General features: G+C 56.6%; 19 protein-coding genes. 7 read left to right on the top strand and 12 right to left on the bottom strand.

Going from position 1 to position 18,491, the window contains the following annotated elements:
- Position 1: 1 nt before the first annotated feature.
- Positions 2-2,017, bottom strand: coding sequence for an NAD-dependent DNA ligase LigA (gene ligA, locus EnteroDNA1_RS07830; RefSeq protein WP_064673718.1), 2,016 nt, complete (start codon positions 2,015-2,017; stop codon positions 2-4).
- A gap of 69 nt (positions 2,018-2,086) precedes the next feature.
- Complete coding sequence (gene zipA / locus EnteroDNA1_RS07835) at positions 2,087-3,070, bottom strand: cell division protein ZipA (protein ID WP_064673719.1); 984 nt, start codon at positions 3,068-3,070, stop codon at positions 2,087-2,089.
- Between the two features lie 230 nt (positions 3,071-3,300).
- Here zipA and cysZ point away from each other — a divergent pair, with 230 nt between their 5' ends.
- From cysZ to crr, 5 genes are all read left to right on the top strand, one after another.
- Complete coding sequence (gene cysZ, locus EnteroDNA1_RS07840; protein ID WP_039263698.1) at positions 3,301-4,062, top strand: sulfate transporter CysZ; 762 nt, start codon at positions 3,301-3,303, stop codon at positions 4,060-4,062.
- Positions 4,063-4,225: 163 nt separating this feature from the next.
- Positions 4,226-5,197, top strand: a complete 972-nt coding sequence (gene cysK / locus EnteroDNA1_RS07845) for a cysteine synthase A (RefSeq protein WP_014884739.1) — start codon at positions 4,226-4,228, stop codon at positions 5,195-5,197.
- Between the two features lie 317 nt (positions 5,198-5,514).
- Positions 5,515-5,772, top strand: a complete 258-nt coding sequence (gene ptsH, locus EnteroDNA1_RS07850) for a phosphocarrier protein Hpr (protein ID WP_000487600.1) — start codon at positions 5,515-5,517, stop codon at positions 5,770-5,772.
- A 44-nt stretch (positions 5,773-5,816) separates the two neighbouring features.
- Positions 5,817-7,544: a phosphoenolpyruvate-protein phosphotransferase PtsI gene (ptsI, locus tag EnteroDNA1_RS07855; protein WP_023332954.1), complete on the top strand. Its 1,728-nt coding sequence runs from the start codon at positions 5,817-5,819 to the stop codon at positions 7,542-7,544.
- A gap of 40 nt (positions 7,545-7,584) precedes the next feature.
- Complete coding sequence (crr, locus tag EnteroDNA1_RS07860) at positions 7,585-8,094, top strand: PTS glucose transporter subunit IIA (RefSeq protein ID WP_003861316.1); 510 nt, start codon at positions 7,585-7,587, stop codon at positions 8,092-8,094.
- Positions 8,095-8,138: 44 nt separating this feature from the next.
- Here the strand turns inward: crr and pdxK are convergent, their stop codons facing one another.
- The 10 genes from pdxK to EnteroDNA1_RS07910 form a co-directional block, all read right to left on the bottom strand.
- On the bottom strand, positions 8,139-8,975 hold the full coding sequence (pdxK, locus tag EnteroDNA1_RS07865; protein ID WP_023332955.1) for a pyridoxine/pyridoxal/pyridoxamine kinase: 837 nt from the start codon (positions 8,973-8,975) through the stop codon (positions 8,139-8,141).
- Between the two features lie 5 nt (positions 8,976-8,980).
- A complete protein-coding gene (cysM, locus tag EnteroDNA1_RS07870) occupies positions 8,981-9,892 on the bottom strand; it encodes a cysteine synthase CysM (protein WP_069303145.1) in 912 nt (303 codons plus the stop codon).
- Between the two features lie 113 nt (positions 9,893-10,005).
- Positions 10,006-11,100 (bottom strand): sulfate/thiosulfate ABC transporter ATP-binding protein CysA, encoded by a 1,095-nt coding sequence (gene cysA, locus EnteroDNA1_RS07875; protein WP_008501607.1) that lies wholly within the window; start codon positions 11,098-11,100, stop codon positions 10,006-10,008.
- A complete protein-coding gene (gene cysW / locus EnteroDNA1_RS07880) occupies positions 11,090-11,965 on the bottom strand; it encodes a sulfate/thiosulfate ABC transporter permease CysW (RefSeq protein ID WP_023308733.1) in 876 nt (291 codons plus the stop codon). Before cysW ends, cysA begins: the two co-directional genes overlap by 11 nt.
- Complete coding sequence (gene cysT / locus EnteroDNA1_RS07885) at positions 11,965-12,798, bottom strand: sulfate/thiosulfate ABC transporter permease CysT (RefSeq protein ID WP_004123378.1); 834 nt, start codon at positions 12,796-12,798, stop codon at positions 11,965-11,967. Before cysT ends, cysW begins: the two co-directional genes overlap by 1 nt.
- Entirely contained in the window at positions 12,798-13,811 is a 1,014-nt protein-coding gene (locus EnteroDNA1_RS07890; protein ID WP_023308734.1) for a sulfate ABC transporter substrate-binding protein, read from the bottom strand. The genes cysT and EnteroDNA1_RS07890 overlap by 1 nt, the downstream gene beginning before the upstream one ends.
- Positions 13,812-13,983: 172 nt before the next feature.
- A complete protein-coding gene (locus EnteroDNA1_RS07895) occupies positions 13,984-14,883 on the bottom strand; it encodes a Dyp-type peroxidase (RefSeq protein WP_039263701.1) in 900 nt (299 codons plus the stop codon).
- Between the two features lie 92 nt (positions 14,884-14,975).
- The gene (locus tag EnteroDNA1_RS07900) at positions 14,976-15,551 is read right to left on the bottom strand and encodes an RpoE-regulated lipoprotein (protein WP_069303146.1); all 576 of its coding nucleotides are present in this window, start codon (positions 15,549-15,551) and stop codon (positions 14,976-14,978) included.
- Positions 15,552-15,614: 63 nt separating this feature from the next.
- Complete coding sequence (locus EnteroDNA1_RS07905) at positions 15,615-16,064, bottom strand: DUF2919 domain-containing protein (RefSeq protein ID WP_039263703.1); 450 nt, start codon at positions 16,062-16,064, stop codon at positions 15,615-15,617.
- The gene (locus tag EnteroDNA1_RS07910; RefSeq protein WP_023308738.1) at positions 16,051-16,476 is read right to left on the bottom strand and encodes a GNAT family acetyltransferase; all 426 of its coding nucleotides are present in this window, start codon (positions 16,474-16,476) and stop codon (positions 16,051-16,053) included. The genes EnteroDNA1_RS07905 and EnteroDNA1_RS07910 overlap by 14 nt, the downstream gene beginning before the upstream one ends.
- Positions 16,477-16,688: 212 nt before the next feature.
- On the opposite strand from EnteroDNA1_RS07910, the gene amiA reads away from it, so the two are divergent.
- Together amiA and hemF are read left to right on the top strand one after the other, a co-directional pair.
- On the top strand, positions 16,689-17,564 hold the full coding sequence (gene amiA, locus EnteroDNA1_RS07915) for an N-acetylmuramoyl-L-alanine amidase AmiA (protein ID WP_024907603.1): 876 nt from the start codon (positions 16,689-16,691) through the stop codon (positions 17,562-17,564).
- A complete protein-coding gene (gene hemF / locus EnteroDNA1_RS07920) occupies positions 17,564-18,463 on the top strand; it encodes an oxygen-dependent coproporphyrinogen oxidase (RefSeq protein WP_069303147.1) in 900 nt (299 codons plus the stop codon). The genes amiA and hemF overlap by 1 nt, the downstream gene beginning before the upstream one ends.
- The last annotated feature ends 28 nt before the right edge of the window (positions 18,464-18,491 follow it).

Here is an 18,491-nt window from a genome sequence, read left to right on the forward strand (position 1 = left end):
GTTACTCTCCTAACAGACGCATCATTTCCGCTTCATCGATAACCGCAATGCCGAGCTCCTGGGCTTTTGCCAGCTTCGAACCCGCCGCTTCCCCGGCGATCACCAGGTCGGTTTTCTTCGACACGCTGCCCGCCACTTTGGCCCCCAGCGCCACCAGGCGCGCTTTCGCATCGTCGCGTGAAAGCTGGCTCAGGCTGCCGGTCAGGACGACCGTTTTACCGGCGAACGGACTGTCGATCTCTTCGGCGTTAACCACCACTGGCGCGGGCCACCTGATGCCCTCTTCCAGCAGCTTGCCGATAACTTCACGGTTGCTCTCTTCGGCGAAGAAGTTAAATACGTGCGTGGCGACCACAATGCCAACGTCAGGGACTTTCTGCAGCTCGTCGATGCTTGCCTTTTCCAGCGCCTCCAGCGTACCAAAGTACGCCGCCAGGCCCGCTGCCGTCGCCTCACCCACTTCACGAATGCCCAGCGCGTACAGGAAGCGGGCAAAGGTCGTCTCTTTGGCGGCTTCCAGCGCGTTAACCACATTCTGGGCTGACTTTGGCCCCATGCGATCCAGACCGGTCAGTTTACCTGCCGTCAGCCTGAAGAGATCCGCTGGCGTATGGACATACTCTTTCTCAACCAGCTGATCGATAATCTTGTCGCCCATGCCGTCGACATCCATCGCCCGACGGGAGACGAAGTGCTTCAGCGATTCTTTACGCTGCGCACCACAGATTAAGCCCCCAGTACAGCGCGCCACCGCTTCACCTTCCACACGCTCAACGTCGGAGCCGCACACCGGGCAGTGGGTCGGGAAGACGATCTCGCGCGTATCGGCAGGACGTTCCGACTCCACGACGTTAACCACCTGCGGGATAACGTCGCCCGCGCGGCGAATCACCACTTTGTCACCAATGCGCAGGCCGAGGCGTTCGATTTCATCGGCGTTATGCAACGTGGCATTACTCACCAGCACGCCCGCAACCTGCACGGGCTCCAGACGGGCGACCGGGGTAATCGCCCCCGTACGGCCAACCTGGAACTCCACATCGCGAACGACGGTCATCTGCTCCTGAGCAGGGAACTTAAACGCCACCGCCCAGCGCGGCGCGCGCGCCACAAAGCCTAGCTGCTCCTGCAGCGCCAGAGAATTCACCTTGATGACGACGCCATCAATATCAAAACCGAGCGTCGGACGGTCCTCTTCCACCTTGTGGTAGAACGCCAGCACCGCTTCCGGCGAGTCGCAGAGCTGAACGCGGTTGCTCACCGGCAGGCCCCACGCTTTAAACTGCAGCAGGCGTCCGAGGTGCGTATCCGGCAGCTCGCCGCCCTCCAGAATACCGACGCCGTAGCAGAAGAAAGTAAGCGGTCGCTTCGCGGTAATACGCGGGTCAAGCTGGCGCAGAGAGCCTGCCGCCGCATTACGCGGGTTAGCAAACACCTTCCCGCCGGTGCGACGCGCCTCGTCGTTAATTTTCTCGAAGCCCGCCTGGGGCAGGAACACCTCGCCGCGCACTTCCAGACGCGCGGGAATGTTTTCACCCTGCAGCTTCAGCGGGATCGCGCGGATGGTACGCACGTTGGTGGTGATGTCTTCGCCCGTCGTACCGTCGCCACGCGTTGCGGCACGCACCAGCACACCGTTTTCATAGAGAAGACTGACCGCCAGGCCATCCAGCTTGAGCTCGCAGCACCAGGTGAGGGAGTCGCTGCTTTTCAGACGATCCTGCACGCGCTTGTTAAACGCGAGGAAGCTCTCTTCATCAAATACGTTATCCAGCGACAGCATCGGCACCTCATGGCGCACCTGGCTGAAAGCGCCAAGCGGCTCAGCGCCGACGCGCTGGGTGGGGGAATCCGGCGTGATAAGCTCCGGATGCTGCGCCTCTAATTCGCGCAGCTCGCGCATCAGGCGGTCATATTCGGCATCCGGGACTTCCGGCGCGTCCATAACATGATAGAGGTATTCATGATGGCGAAGCGTGGTTCGCAGTTCAGTGAGTTGTTGTTCGATTGAGTCCATATCGCACCATCAATGAGAAAAAACCCCCGACAGGCGGGGGTTGAGGAGGAGTTGAAGTAAACGCGACGATTACGCGTTAGCTTCCTTAACTTCGCGGATGCGGTCCTGATACTCGCGCAGCTTCTGCGGGGTCATCATTCGACGCTGATCGTCGAGCACCACGCCGCCGACTTCGTCAGCGATGTGCTGAGCGGACTGCAGCATCAGCTTAAAGTTTTGCAGTTCATCGCCGTAAGAAGGCACCTGCATAAAGATAGTGACGCCCGGGGTCACGAAATCACCGGTCATTTCCGGATCAAAGGTGCCAGGGTTAACCATGTTGGCCAGGCTGAACAGCGCCGGACCGCTACCGTCAGGGCTCAGGTGACGATGGAAAATGTTCATATCGCCAAACTTGAATCCTGCCTGTTGAATACTGTTGAGCAGCACGTCACCGTTAAGATGGCTGCCGTGATGCGCGGCCACGTTCATGATGATCACCGCTTCTTTACGCTGCGGTTTTTCAACAACCGGCTCTGGTTCTACAACGGGCTCAGGCTCAACGTGCGGAGCCGGAGCAGGCTGAGGCGCAGGCTGTACGTGAACAGGCTGCTGCGGTTGTTGTACCGGCTGAGCAGGATGTTGCTGCACGGGCTGCTGCACCGGTTGCTGTTGAACCGGCTGTGGCGCAGCAGGCTGCTGATAGACAGGCTGTTGCGGCGGCTGGCGCACCGGTTCTTCCACAGGCTGCGGCGCTGGCTGGCGCGGCTGTGCAGAAGCATACGGCGGTTGATACTGGTGCTGCGAAGGACGAGGCGCTTCATGCTCCCCATGGCCTGCGCCGGGCGCAGTATTGACCCGATGAACACGAACTTCACCCACGCCGTCGTCATCGCTGCCGTCGATGTCATCTTCACTGTCATCGTCGTCACGACTGGACTTCATGCGCTTCAGTGGGCGATCGCGAAACATCGAGGAACGCTCTTTACGGCTGGTCCAGAAACCATGTACCAGTAAAGCGATTATGGCGATCGCGCCAACAATGATTAATATCAGACGCAAATCCTGCATCATTATATTCTCTGTTGTTCTAACACCTTGCCACCACGGCAAACATTTACTCACTAAGAGTATTTGCCGTTTACGTCAAGTGCAAGTGTGTGCAGAGCATTCACAGCATAAAGATGAAGGAAATCGTGCTTTTTGCTGGTTTTTCGAACATTTCCGAACTGGTCATTGCTCCGTAAGTGGATAATATAGGCGGGCAATTCCACTGGTTGTGTAAAAAGGAGTACAGCCTGGCTATGGTTTCAACATCTTCTTCTCCCCCGCGCAGCGGCGTCTGGTATTTTTCTCAGGGCTGGAAACTGGTCTCCCTGCCGGGGATTCGACGCTTCGTGATTCTGCCGCTGTTGATCAACATTATTCTGATGGGCGGCGCGTTCTGGTGGCTATTCACAAAGCTGGAGAGCTGGATCCCGTCGCTGATGAGTTACGTTCCGGACTGGCTGCAGTGGCTTAACTACCTGCTCTGGCCGGTGGCGGTGATCTCCGTGCTGCTGGTGTTTGGATACTTCTTTTCGACGATTGCCAACTGGATAGCCGCACCGTTCAACGGTCTGCTGGCGGAACAGCTGGAAGCGCGGCTTACCGGTGCGACGCCGCCGGACACGGGCGTGCTGGGGATCATGAAAGACCTGCCACGCATCATGAAGCGCGAGTGGCAGAAGTTTGCCTGGTACCTGCCCCGCGCGGTCGTGCTGCTTATCCTCTATTTTGTGCCAGGCATTGGCCAGACGGTGGCGCCGGTGCTGTGGTTCCTGTTCAGCGCCTGGATGCTGGCCATCCAGTACTGCGACTATCCGTTCGATAACCACAAGGTGCCGTTTAAAGAGATGCGCACTGCCCTGCGAAGCCAGAAGGTCGCGAACATGCAGTTTGGCGCGCTGACCAGCCTGTTCACCATGATTCCCTTCCTGAATCTGTTCATCATGCCCGTCGCCGTCTGCGGCGCGACGGCGATGTGGGTCGACTGCTACCGTGCTAAGCACGCGTTATGGAAATAATGCAAAAATGTGTAAAGCAGGGGTGGCTTATGCCGCCCCTTATTCCATACTGATCCCCATTATTTCCTTGCAGTATATAGATATGCGAATTCCTTACTTCCCCCTACCTGCTCAACAGGTATGCTGGGTCGGTATCCCAATTTCATACAGTTAAGGACAGGCCATGAGTAAGATTTATGAAGACAACTCGCTGACTATCGGTCATACGCCCCTGGTTCGACTGAACCGTATCGGTAATGGACGCATTCTGGCGAAGGTCGAATCACGTAACCCGAGCTTCAGCGTAAAATGCCGTATCGGTGCAAACATGATTTGGGATGCTGAAAAACGTGGCGTACTGAAGCCTGGCGTTGAGCTGGTGGAACCGACCAGCGGTAACACCGGTATCGCTCTGGCCTATGTGGCCGCCGCGCGTGGCTACAAGCTGACGCTGACCATGCCAGAAACCATGAGCATTGAGCGTCGTAAGCTGCTCAAAGCGCTGGGCGCGAACCTGGTGCTGACCGAAGGCGCGAAGGGCATGAAGGGCGCCATCCAGAAAGCTGAAGAGATTGTGGCCAGCGATCCGGCGAAATATCTGCTGCTGCAGCAGTTCAGCAACCCGGCTAACCCGGAAATTCACGAGAAGACCACCGGTCCGGAAATCTGGGAAGATACCGACGGCCAGGTTGACGTCTTTATCTCCGGCGTAGGTACCGGCGGTACGCTGACCGGCGTGTCACGCTATATTAAAGGCACAAAGGGTAAAAAAGACCTGATCACCGTTGCCGTTGAGCCAACTGACTCACCGGTTATCACCCAGGCACTGGCGGGTGAAGAGCTTAAGCCAGGCCCGCATAAAATTCAGGGTATTGGCGCAGGCTTCATTCCGGGCAACCTGGACCTGAAGCTGATCGATAAAGTGGTGACTATCACTAACGAAGAAGCCATTTCTACCGCGCGTCGCCTGATGGATGAAGAAGGCATTCTGGCGGGTATCTCTTCCGGTGCGGCCGTTGCGGCAGCGCTCAAGCTTCAGGAAGATGAAGCCTTTACCAACAAGAATATTGTGGTTATCCTTCCTTCTTCGGGCGAGCGTTACCTGAGCACCGCACTGTTTGCCGATCTGTTTACCGAAAAAGAACTGCAACAGTAGTGCCAGCATGTTAATAACGCGTAAAAAAGCACCTTTTCAGGTGCTTTTTTGTGGCCTGCTTCAAACTTTTGCCCCTCCTGGCATTGCTTCACCCCGTTGGGTCTGGTATTTAAACCAGCAATTATTTTGATGCGTGAAATTAATCGGTGAATGAAATAGCCTTGCTGAATCGATTTTATGATTTGGTTCAAGTCTTGCTTTCGCTGCATAATGTTTAATGACGATCGAAACGTCAGCGCTAACAATACAGGCTAAAGTTCAGTCGCCAGGCTAGACTTTAGTTCCACAACACTAAACCTATAAGTTGGGGAAATACAATGTTCCAGCAAGAAGTTACCATTACCGCTCCGAACGGTCTGCACACCCGCCCTGCTGCTCAGTTTGTTAAAGAAGCAAAAGGCTTCACTTCTGAAATCACTGTGACTTCCAACGGCAAAAGCGCGAGCGCAAAAAGCCTGTTCAAACTGCAGACTCTGGGCCTGACTCAGGGCACCGTTGTCACCATCTCTGCAGAAGGTGAAGACGAGCAGAAAGCAGTTGAGCATCTGGTAAAACTGATGGCTGAGCTCGAGTAAGTTTCCGGGTTCTTTTAAATATCAGTCACAAGTAAGGTAGGGTTATGATTTCAGGCATTTTAGCATCCCCGGGTATCGCTTTCGGCAAAGCACTGCTGCTGAAAGAAGACGAGATCGTCATCGACCGGAAAAAAATTTCTGCCGACAAGGTTGATCAGGAAGTTGAACGTTTTCTGAGCGGTCGTGCCAAGGCATCTGCGCAACTGGAAGCAATCAAAACTAAAGCTGGCGAAACTTTCGGTGAAGAAAAAGAAGCCATCTTCGAAGGGCACATCATGCTGCTCGAAGATGAGGAGCTGGAGCAGGAAATCATAGCCCTGATTAAAGATAAAGGCATGACGGCCGACGCGGCTGCGCATGAAGTTATCGAAGGTCAGGCAACTGCCCTGGAAGAACTGGATGATGAATACCTGAAAGAACGTGCGGCTGACGTACGTGACATCGGTAAGCGCCTGCTGCGCAACATCCTGGGTCTGGCCATCATCGATCTGAGCGCGATTCAGGATGAAGTTATCCTGGTTGCCGCTGACCTCACCCCGTCTGAAACCGCACAGCTGAACCTGAAAAAGGTCCTCGGTTTCATCACTGACGCGGGTGGCCGTACCTCCCACACCTCTATCATGGCGCGCTCTCTGGAACTGCCTGCCATCGTGGGTACCGGTAGCGTCACCTCTCAGGTGAAAAACGGCGACTATCTGATTCTGGATGCCGTAAACAATCTGGTTTACGTCAACCCAACCAATGAAGAGATCGATAAACTGCGCGCGGTTCAGGAGCAGGTTGCGACTGAAAAAGCGGAACTCGCTAAGCTGAAAGACCTGCCAGCCATCACCCTGGACGGCCATCAGGTAGAAGTGTGCGCAAACATCGGTACCGTCCGCGACGTTGATGGCGCTGAGCGCAACGGTGCGGAAGGCGTAGGTCTCTATCGTACAGAATTCCTGTTCATGGACCGCGACGCGCTGCCAACGGAAGAAGAGCAGTTTGCTGCCTATAAAGCCGTGGCTGAAGCGTGTGGTTCTCAGGCGGTTATCGTCCGTACCATGGACATCGGCGGCGACAAAGAGCTGCCGTACATGAACTTCCCGAAAGAAGAGAACCCGTTCCTGGGCTGGCGTGCAATCCGTATCGCGATGGATCGTAAAGAGATCCTGCGTGACCAGGTTCGCGCGATCCTGCGTGCCTCTGCTTTCGGTAAACTGCGCATCATGTTCCCGATGATCATCTCTGTTGAAGAAGTGCGTGCACTGAAGAAAGAGATCGAAATCTACAAACAGGAACTGCGCGACGAAGGTAAAGCCTTTGACGAGTCAATCGAGATCGGCGTAATGGTGGAAACACCTGCGGCGGCGACCATTGCGCGTCATTTAGCCAAAGAAGTTGATTTCTTTAGTATCGGCACCAATGATTTAACGCAGTACACCCTGGCAGTTGACCGTGGTAATGATATGATTTCACATCTCTACCAGCCAATGTCACCGTCCGTACTGAACTTGATCAAGCAAGTTATTGATGCTTCTCATGCAGAAGGTAAATGGACTGGCATGTGTGGTGAGCTTGCAGGCGACGAACGTGCTACACTTCTGTTGCTGGGTATGGGTCTGGACGAATTCTCTATGAGCGCCATTTCCATCCCGCGCATTAAGAAGATTATCCGTAACACGAACTTCGAAGATGCGAAGGTGTTAGCAGAGCAGGCTCTTGCTCAACCGACAACGGACGAGTTAATGACGCTGGTTAACAAGTTCATTGAAGAAAAAACAATCTGCTAATCCACGAGATGCGGCCCAAATTACTGCTTAGGAGAAGATCATGGGTTTGTTCGATAAACTGAAATCTCTGGTTTCTGATGATAAGAAAGACTCCGGAACTATTGAGATTGTTGCTCCGCTCTCCGGCGAGATCGTCAACATCGAAGACGTGCCGGATGTAGTGTTTGCTGAGAAAATCGTTGGTGATGGCATTGCTATCAAACCAACTGGCAACAAAATGGTTGCTCCAGTTGACGGCACCATCGGTAAAATTTTTGAAACCAACCATGCGTTCTCTATCGAATCTGATAGCGGTATCGAACTGTTCGTTCACTTCGGTATCGACACCGTTGAACTGAAAGGCGAAGGCTTCAAACGTATCGCGGAAGAAGGCCAGCGTGTTAAAGTTGGCGACCCGGTAATTGAATTCGATCTGCCACTGCTGGAAGAAAAAGCCAAGTCTACCCTGACGCCGGTTGTTATCTCCAACATGGACGAAATCAAAGAACTGATCAAACTGTCTGGCAGCGTCACCGTGGGTGAAACCCCGGTTATCCGCATCAAGAAGTAATTCTTGCCGCACAGAAAAATGGCGCCTTCGGGCGCCATTTTTGTTTATGCAGGGAGGATAAGTTCGTCGTAGCCTTTCGACTGGGTATAAAGCATCACATCAGTCACCCGATCGCCGGCCATGCGAATGGCATCAGCAACGGTTTTCCCCTCAACAATTCCGCTCACCAGCTCTGAACAGAACAGGTCGCCCGTCCCTTTCAGATCGGTTTCTACGCGCGGATGCGCGCTGACGGTCACGCCTTCATTCGTCACCAGCACCACGTGGATGTTTTCCGGGTCATCGGCCACCGGCGCGCTGGTGATAGCCACCCATTTCAGGCTATCGGAGAGCAGTCCCTGCGCAGCCGCGATGGCGCTTTCGGGCGTACGGCACGGTTTGCCGCTTAACACCTCCAGCTCATAGACGTTTGGTGTGATCCCCTGCGCCAGCGGCAGCAGGTGTTCCCGATATGCCTGCGGGATCTCAGGCTTCACGTACATTCCGCTGTCGATATCGCCGATAACCGGGTCGACCAGCACCAGCAGGTCAGGATGCTGCGCTTTGACCGCCTTCAGCCATTGAGCCAGCAGGACGATCTGGCTGGCGCTGCCCATATAGCCGGTGGTGACCGCTTTAAGCTCGCGCAGGATCTCGCGCTCTTCCAGTGCCTTAAGATAGCCGCTGAACCACTCGTCGGGGATCACCCCACCATAAAACGTATCGTAATGCGGCGTGTTGCTAAACAGAACCGTCGGCACGGCGGTGACGTTCAGCCTGTGGGTACGAATATTCGGTACCGCAATGCTGTTCCCCACGCTGCCGTAAACCACCTGCGACTGCACGGCGACAATGTCGGTTTGCTGCGCCCGGGTGTTATCCCGGAATAGAATCATCTCCATGACGCTTAAATCCCCGCCCCCTGCGAATAACTCTCTTCACCAAAGACGCCGGTAGACAGATAGCGATCGCCGCGATCGCAAATAATCGCCACCACTACCGCCCCCGGGTTTGCCTGCGCTACCCGAATCGCCCCCGCTACCGCGCCGCCCGAGCTGACGCCGCAGAAGATACCTTCGCGCACGGCCAGCTCACGCATGGTATTTTCCGCCTCGCGCTGGTGAAGATCCAGCACCTGATCCACCAGCTGCGCATTAAAGATGCCGGGCATATACTCCGCCGGCCAGCGGCGAATCCCCGGAATGCTGCTCCCCTCTTCCGGCTGGAGGCCAACGATGGTGACGGCTTTTTCCTGCTCGCGCAGAAAACGCGATACCCCGGTAATGGTACCGGTGGTGCCCATGCTGGAGACAAAATGGGTGATACGCCCGTCGGTTTGCTGCCAGATTTCCGGGCCGGTGGAGGTGTAGTGCGCGTACGGGTTGTCCGGGTTGTTGAACTGATCCAGCAGTTTACCTTCACCGCGCCCGGCCATCTCCAGCGCTAAGTCGCGCGCGCCTTCCATTCCCTGCTCTTTGGTCACCAGAATCAGCTCGGCGCCGTAGGCACGCATCGCGGCGCGGCGCTCCTGGCTCATGTTGTCCGGCATCAGCAGCTTCATGCGGTAGCCTTTCAGCGCAGCAATCATCGCCAGGGCGATACCGGTGTTGCCGCTGGTGGCCTCAATCAGCACGTCGCCTGGCTTAATTTCTCCGCGTTTTTCGGCCTGGACAATCATCGACAGCGCCGCGCGGTCTTTCACCGAGCCCGCCGGGTTATTGCCTTCGAGTTTGACCCAGATTTCGCTGCCGTTGTCCGGCCCCATGCGCTGAAGCTTGACCAGAGGAGTGTTGCCGATGGTGTGTTCTAATGTATTCATGATCGCTGTCCAATAAAAAGCCCGGTGGCGCTTCGCTTACCGGGCCTACAGACGTCATATTGTAGGCCGGGTAAGCGCAGCGCCACCCGGCAAAACTACGTAATCCTAACCTATCAGGCTGACTCCGCCAGAGCAATATCCTCGCGCGTCTCGATGCGCTCCTTCCCGTGATAAATACGGGCGTGCTGCAAACCAACAAACAGGCGCTCACCCCGGTGCGGCGGCACGTCGTCGCGCATGACCACGGTCAGCGGCTCGGTATACCAGCCCAGCGGCTGTACCACCAATTGGGTGTAGTGACCTTTAGGGCTAGCTTCCAGCACCTGCACCGGCAGCGGTGAATCCAGGCTGGTTCGGCGGCTCACGTCCACTTCCCACGGACGCAGGAACAGATCGACCGGCCCCTGATGCGCGGAGGTATAGCCCAGCGGCCAGCGATGCGCGCCAACGTGGAACTGTCCGCCGCGAATAGTGCCCTGCAGACGGTTTACCTCGCCCATAAACTCCAGCACGAAGCGGGTCGCCGGTTCACGCCAGAGCTGCTCCGGCTCGTCAACCTGCTCAATGTTGCCCTGGCTCATGACCACCACGCGATCCGCAACTTCCATCGCCTCTTCCTGATCGTGGGTCACGAAGACGCTGGTGAATTTCAGCTCTTCATGGAGCTGACGCAGCCAGCGGCGCAGCTCTTTACGCACCTGCGCATCCAGCGCGCCGAAGGGTTCATCCAGCAGCAGAATTTGCGGCTCAACGGCCAGCGCGCGCGCCAGCGCCACGCGCTGTTTCTGCCCGCCGGACAGCTGGGCCGGGAAACGATCCGCCAGGTGAGCCAGCTGCACCATCTCCAGCAGTTTGGTCACTTTCGCCTTAATAGTTGCCGCATCCGGACGTTCGCGACGCGGCAGCACGGTCAGGCCAAACGCGATGTTGTCGAACACGGTCATGTGGCGGAACAGCGCGTAGTGCTGGAACACAAAGCCTACTTTACGATCGCGGGCGTGCAGACGGCTCACGTCGGTGCCGTGGAAGCGGATGTGCCCGCTGGTCTGATGCTCAAGCCCGGCGATAATACGCAGCAGCGTGGTTTTGCCCGAGCCGGACGGCCCCAGCAGCGCCACCATTTGTCCGGAAGGGATATCCAGCGAGATATCATTCAGCACCTGGGTGCGACCAAAAGACTTCTTAATATTGGCAATCTCAATGCTCATGATTTCCCTCCTGATGCTGACGTTTTTCCTGATTTTCTAAACGCCACTGCACCACACTCTTCAAAAACAGGGTCAAGATGGCCATCAGCGTCAGCAACGCTGCGGCAGTAAACGAGCCGATGGTGTTGTAGTCCTGCTGCAGCAGCTCAATCTGGAGCGGCAGCGACAGGGTTTCACCCCGGATGGAGCCGGAGACGACGGAAACGGCACCGAACTCACCAATCGCGCGGGCGTTGGTCAGCACCACGCCGTAAAGCAGCGCCCAGCGGATATTCGGCAGCGTCACGCGACGGAACATCTGCCAGCCAGACGCGCCCAGCAGCACCGCCGCTTCGTCTTCGTTGCTCCCCTGGCTTAACATCACCGGCACCAGCTCACGCACCACAAACGGACAGGTCACGAAGATGGTGACCAGCACCATGCCCGGCCAGGCGAACATGATCTGCAGGTTATGCTCGTCCAGCCAGCCGCCCAACGGGCCGTTGGAGCCGTAAAAGAGCAGGTACACCAGACCCGCCACCACCGGCGATACGGCGAAAGGAATGTCCAGCAGGGTCAGCAGCAGCTGACGTCCCGGGAAGTTAAAGCGGGTCACCAGCCAGGCCAACAGGGTCCCGAACACGAGGTTCACCGGCACGGTGATCAGCGCAATCAGCACGGTCAGCCAGATGGCATGCAGCATATCCGGGTTCGCCAGGTTTTCCAGCGCGGGCATCAGCCCCTTGCTGAACGCCTGAACGAAGATATAAACCGTCGGCACGACGAGAATGAGGGCGGAAACCAGCACGCCCGCCCCAATCAGAAACCATTTACCCCAGTTGATGCGGGGTGCATCGTATCGCTTCAATTGCGTAACTTCCGCCATCAGTGACCTACCACACGTCGACCAAAGCGACTTTGCAGAGTGTTAATCGAGTACAGCAGCAGCAGCGACGCCGCCAGGATCACCGAGGCAATCGCGCTCGCCGCCGGATAATCAAACTCCTGCAAACGGATGAAAATCATCAGCGAGGTGACTTCTGTTTTCCAGGCGATGTTCCCGGCGATAAAAATCACCGCGCCGAACTCACCGAGGCTGCGGGTAAACGACAGCGCGACGCCCGCCATCAGCGCCGGAGAGAGCTCCGGCAGAACCACCTTGCGGAAGCTCTGCCAGCGCGTGGCACCCAGCGTTTCCGCCGCTTCTTCGTATTCCGGGCCCAACTCTTCCAGCACCGGCTGCACGGTACGGACCACAAACGGGATGCTGGTAAAGGCCATCGCCACCGCGATACCGAGCCAGGTGTAGGTCACTTTGATGTCAAATTTCGCCAGCCACTCGCCGTACAGCCCGTTCACGGAGAAGAGCGACGCGAGGGTTAAGCCCGCCACCGCCGTCGGCAGCGCAAACGGCAGATCCATCAGGGCGTCAAGCAGCGTGCGACCCGGGAAGCGATAGCGGGTTAAGATCCACGCCATCAGCAGGCCAAACACGCCGTTAAAAATGGAGGCAACAAACGCCGACAGCAGCGTCACCTTGTAGGCCGCCACCACCTGCGGGTTGGTGACCACGTCCCAGTACTGCGCCCAGCTCATCTGAGCAAGCTGCATCACCAGCGCGCTGAGCGGCAACAGCAGGATCAGGCAGACGAACAGCAGGCTGGTCCCGAGGCTTAAGGTAAAACCCGGCAGCACGCGTTTTGTCGAAACTGCAAACATTACTTATGCCCCGCCGCCAGCAGTTTGTCTAACTCACCGCCGCTGGCAAAATGCGTTTTCATCACATCAGGCCAGGAGCCGAAATGATCTTCCACGCGGAACAAATCGGTCTGCGGGAACTTATCTTTCAGCTTGTTCATTACGTCCGGGTTATTCACGCGGTAGTAGTAATCGGTAATGATGGTCTGCGCCTGCGGGCTGTACAGGTAGTTGAGATAGGCTTTTGCCGCTTTCTCGGTACCGTTTGCCTGCACGTTTTTATCCACCCACGCCACCGGGAACTCGGCCAGGATGTTGGTTTTCGGGATAACGACCTCGAAGCCCTGCGCTTCGTACTGTTTGCGGATGTTATTCACTTCCGATTCAAAGCTGATCAGAACATCGCCGAGACCGCGTTCCGCGAAGGTCGTTGTCGCCCCGCGGCCGCCGGTATCAAACACTTCGACGTTTTTCAGGAACTGGGTCATGAACTGCTCGGTTTTGGCTTTATCGTTACCGTCAGCCTTGTCCGCCGCGCCCCACGCGGCTAAATAGGTATAACGCGCGTTACCGGAAGTTTTTGGATTCGGGAAAATCAGCTTCACGTCGGAACGCACCAGGTCGCTCCAGTCGTGGATATTCTTCGGATTGCCCTTACGCACCAGGAAGCCCATGGTGGAATAGAACGGTGAGCTGTTGTTCGGCAGTCGGCTCTGCCAGTCTGCCGGGATCAGCTTGCCTTTGTCGTGCAGGATCTGCACGTCAGTCACCTGGTTGTAGGTCACCACATCCGCTTTCAGGCCCTGCAAAATCGCCAGCGCCTGCTTGGACGACCCGGCGTGGGACTGCTTGATGGTCAGCTTGTCGCCGTTATTATCTTTCGCCCACTGCTGTTCAAACGGTGGATTAAGGGCGGCAAACAGCTCGCGGGAGACGTCATACGAACTGTTCAACAGTTCAGTCGCCTGCGCCTGTGCCACCAGCAGTAAACCTGCCAGCGCCAGAGTTCCTTTTTTCAGTACAGTAACGGCCATTGCGAACCCTTATAAATGTGATGACTATCTTATAGTCATAATATTTATAACGGGGATGAAAGGAGTAACGGTTTTATATACCGTTTGGTGATTTAGAAGCAGAAAAGGGAATAAGGGGGAGGCCTGATGCCCTCACCCCGGCCCTCTCCCACAGGGAGAGGGAGAAAGGCCATTACAGCGCCAGCAGACGCTCAACGGACGGCGCAAAGTAGTAGCCGCCGGTCACCGGTTTGGTGAAGCGCAGCATGGCGTCGCGCTTGCCGTCGGTATCACCGAACATGCTCAGCAGCTGCTGCTCAATGTTATACAGGCGCGCGCAGTACGCGCAGAAGTAGAGGCCGTGCGTGCCGCTTGCCGTGCCGTAAGGCAGGCTCTGGCGGACAATCTTCAGCCCTTTGCCGTCTTCTTTGAGGTCAACGCGGGTCAGGTGAGAGGTTACAGGACGGTCGTCGCCGTCGATCTCTTCGTTGGCTTCTTTAGTGCGGCCAATCATCATCTCCTGGTCGTGCACGCTCATGCGGTTAAGCTGCTTGAGGTTGTGCTCCCAGCGCTGCACGAACACGTAGCTGCCGCCCGCGTCCACGCCGTCTTTGATTACCGCGACTTCACGACGCGTCTCTTCACCCGCCGGGTTTTCGGTGCCGTCGACGAAGCCGCTCAGATCGCGCTCTTCCACCCAGCGGAAGCCGTGAACCTCTTCCTGCACCTCAATGCTGTCGCCAAAGGCCGCTACTGCCGCCTGGGCAACGGAGAAGTTCACGTCGTGACGCAGGGAGAGAATGTGGATCAGCACGTCGTACTGGGTTGCCGGAGCCAGACCTTTGCCGTAAGGGATGAAGTCTTTTAGCTCTTCCGCCCCTTCGCCACCGCTCAGCTGACGCCAGACGTTATTGCCAAAGGCAACAACCGCGCCGAGGTGGGCTTCAGGGAATTTGGCCTGGAAGGTGGCCAGCTTATCAACAAACGCTTTACTGGCCGCACGCAGGGCATCCACGTCCCCTTTGACATTGGCTTCAATCCAAATCGCCGCGCGGCAATGTTCTGGCAAAATGCCACTCTGAACCTGAGACATCGCTCCTCCTGAAATAAAGATGCCACGTCAGCGTGGCATTGATGGTGGCTATTATACCCGGATTTCAGCGAGGCGGTTTGTTCAGGCGCAAATTACTGCTTCCAGAGTATTTTGCTCACTTTCCAGCTCCTGAGCGTGTCGTCGGACGGCATCAGACCTTCCGGGCCGCTCCAGGTTCCGGTGAAGACATAGCTGATGTGCTGGCTGCCTTCAGCCTTACATTCCACCGCGACCTTGTCGTCAGACGGCAGGCTGGTACAGTTGCCAAAGGCCTGCTTATAAAGGTCGCTAAACGGCGTACCCACCTTCACACCGCTCGCCGTCGGAATATCGTCATCCATCACAGCGATACGGTTTACGGTGCCTTTGTCACCGTTAATCACCAGCGCCAGCTTGTCGCCTTTCAGCGCTTCGTAATAGCGAACAATATTGCCATTCTCCGTTTTCATGCCGCTGCGCAGGCGGTAATCGCCGCTGAGCGCATCCTGAATGGCGTCCTGATCCAGCGACGTCGCGGCGGTAATTTTCCCCACGCCCTGCTCGGTCACTTCCGTTGATGAGCCAAACCAGTTCCACGGATACGCGGCGGACCAGTTAATGGAGGAGAGCGTCGAACAGCCGGTCAACGCCAGCGGGAGAGCGCATAAAAGTAAACGCAGCGATTTCATTGAAACGTCCTTTCTTGTTAAATCAACGCTTGTTGGAGTGCGACATCGGCAAAAAGTGCCGGATTAATCATCCTGATGCGCAAAACAGGCGCGAAGACGCGGGTTGGTCAGCAGCCACAGCAGGGCCACAATATCGGCAACCACCAGCGCAACGCCGGTGCCCGTCAGCGGCTCACCGTACCACCAGAGTACCGGCTGCCAGAAGAGCAGCGCAACCTGGGCGAGGATCAGCAGCCAGCGAAGCGCGCGCCAGAAACGTGGGATCGCATGCCGTCGTCCGCTGCACAAAAAAGCGACCACCGCCGGTACGCCCGGCAGCAAGCCGAGCCAGAAGGCGTCGTGATCGGGATAAAAGAGATTCAGCAGCGTGTCGCCCTGCCCGCGCGACGCGGCGGCCATCACAAACAGTACCCAGGTTCGAGCCTGGAGCAGCAGAACGCACCAGAATAAAAAGGGCAGCCTGACGCGGCCCTGCGCGTCATAGTCTGCCGGATGGATCTCAGTACTCTTCATCTTCGATCAGACGCTTTCCTAAACTCAGCACGTCAGAATGCTCGTAGCCCAGACGCTCATACATGCCCAGCACCACGTCGTTATCTTCCCGCACCATGATCTGGATTTTCGGGCAGCCGCGGGCGATCAGCTTCTTCTCGAGCCGGTTCAGCAGCGCATTGGCGATACCGCGGCCACGGTATTCGGGGTGGACGCCCAGATAATAGGCCGAGCCGCGGTGGCCGTCGTAACCGCCCATTACCGTCCCCACAACCTCGCCATTGACTTCCGCGACCAGAAACAGACTGACGTCGTGATTCACCTTACGTTCGATATCCATTTCCGGATCGTTCCACGGACGCAGCAGATCGCAGCGCTCCCAAAGGGTGATCACCTCTTCGAAATCTTCCTGGCGAAAAACGCGTATCTCCATGGTATTAACCGCCTTTTCGGGTTTAAAAACAGTGATTATGGCGCGAAGCTCGCCTTTCGCCAATAACCGGGGAAAATCTCGCCAAAATTTGGCATAATGTCACTTTGTCACGTATTGAAATGAAAAGTAAAACAATTATCAATATGGACTGTCGTAACGGGAAACACGATACGATATAACACCAGGACCCCATTTTTTAGTATTCAGGCCGCATGAGCACATTCAAACCATTAAAAGCACTCACATCGCGTCGTCAGGTTCTCAAAGCGGGGCTGGCGGCCTTAACGTTAACGGGTATCGCAAAGCAGGCTCAGGCGAAAGACGAGAGCACGCTCAAAACCAGTAACGGACACAGCAAACCGAAAGCCAAAAAGCCGGGCGCGAAGCGTCTGGTAATGCTCGACCCGGGCCACGGCGGTATTGATACCGGCGCCATCGGCAAAAACGGGTCGAAAGAAAAACACGTCGTGCTGGCAATTGCAAAAAATGTGCGCGCAATTTTACGCAGCAACGGCATTGACGCCCGTCTGACGCGCTCTGGCGACACCTTTATTCCGCTGTATGACCGCGTTGAGATCGCCCACCAGCACGGTGCGGATCTGTTTATGTCGATTCACGCCGACGGCTTTACCAACCCTTCTGCGGCCGGCGCCTCGGTGTTTGCACTCTCTAACCGTGGCGCCAGTAGCGCCATGGCAAAATACCTCTCCGACCGCGAAAACCGGGCGGATGAAGTCGCCGGGAAAAAAGCCACCGACAAAGATCATCTGCTACAGCAGGTGCTGTTCGACCTCGTGCAGACGGATACGATTAAAAACAGCCTGACGCTCGGCTCGCATATTCTGAAGAAGATTAAGCCAGTGCATCGTCTGCACAGTAAAGGCACCGAGCAGGCGGCGTTCGTGGTCCTGAAATCGCCGTCCATCCCGTCCGTGCTGGTGGAAACGTCCTTCATTACCAACCCGGAAGAAGAGCGGCTCCTCGGCACCACGGCGTTTCGTCAGAAGATCGCCAACGCCATCGCCTCCGGCATTATCAGTTACTTCAACTGGTTCGATAACCAAAAAGCGCACTCCAGGAAACGTTGATGAAACCCGATGCTCAACTGGTCAAAACCTTCCTGCTGCAGCTGCAGGATGAGATCTGCCAGAAACTGGCCGCCGCAGACGGCGGTGAATTTCAGGAAGATAACTGGCAGCGCGAGGCCGGGGGCGGCGGGCGCAGCCGGGTGCTGCGAAACGGCGGAATCTTCGAACAGGCGGGCGTGAATTTTTCCCACGTTCACGGCGACGCCATGCCCGCGTCTGCGACGGCGCATCGTCCTGAACTGGCGGGCCGTAGCTTCGAGGCGATGGGCGTTTCGCTGGTAGTGCACCCGCACAACCCGTTCGTGCCGACGAGCCACGCCAACGTGCGCTTTTTCATTGCGGAAAAACCGGGTGCCGACCCGGTCTGGTGGTTCGGCGGCGGTTTCGATTTAACGCCCTACTACGGCTTCGAAGAAGATGCCGTGCACTGGCACACCACCGCGCGGGATCTTTGCCTGCCGTTTGGCGAAGACATCTACCCGAAATTTAAAAAGTGGTGCGACGACTATTTTTACCTGAAGCACCGCGACGAGCAGCGCGGCATCGGCGGGCTGTTCTTTGACGATCTCAACGCGCCTGATTTTGATACCGCGTTCAGCTTTATGCGCGCGGTAGGCGAAGGGTATACCGACGCTTATCTGCCCATCGTCGAGCGCCGTAAAAATACCGACTACGGCGTGCACGAGCGCGAGTTCCAGCTTTACCGCCGCGGGCGCTACGTGGAGTTCAATCTGGTGTGGGATCGCGGGACGCTGTTCGGTCTGCAGACCGGGGGGCGCACGGAGTCGATTCTGATGTCGATGCCGCCGCTGGTGCGCTGGGAGTACTGCTACGAACCAAAAGAAGGCAGCCCGGAGGCTGCCTTGCGTGAGTTTATTCAGGTTCGGGACTGGGTGTAGCCCTCCCCTCACCCCGGCCCTTTCCCAA

Source organism: Enterobacter sp. HK169 (assembly GCF_001719105.1).
Classification (GTDB): domain Bacteria; phylum Pseudomonadota; class Gammaproteobacteria; order Enterobacterales; family Enterobacteriaceae; genus Enterobacter; species Enterobacter asburiae_B.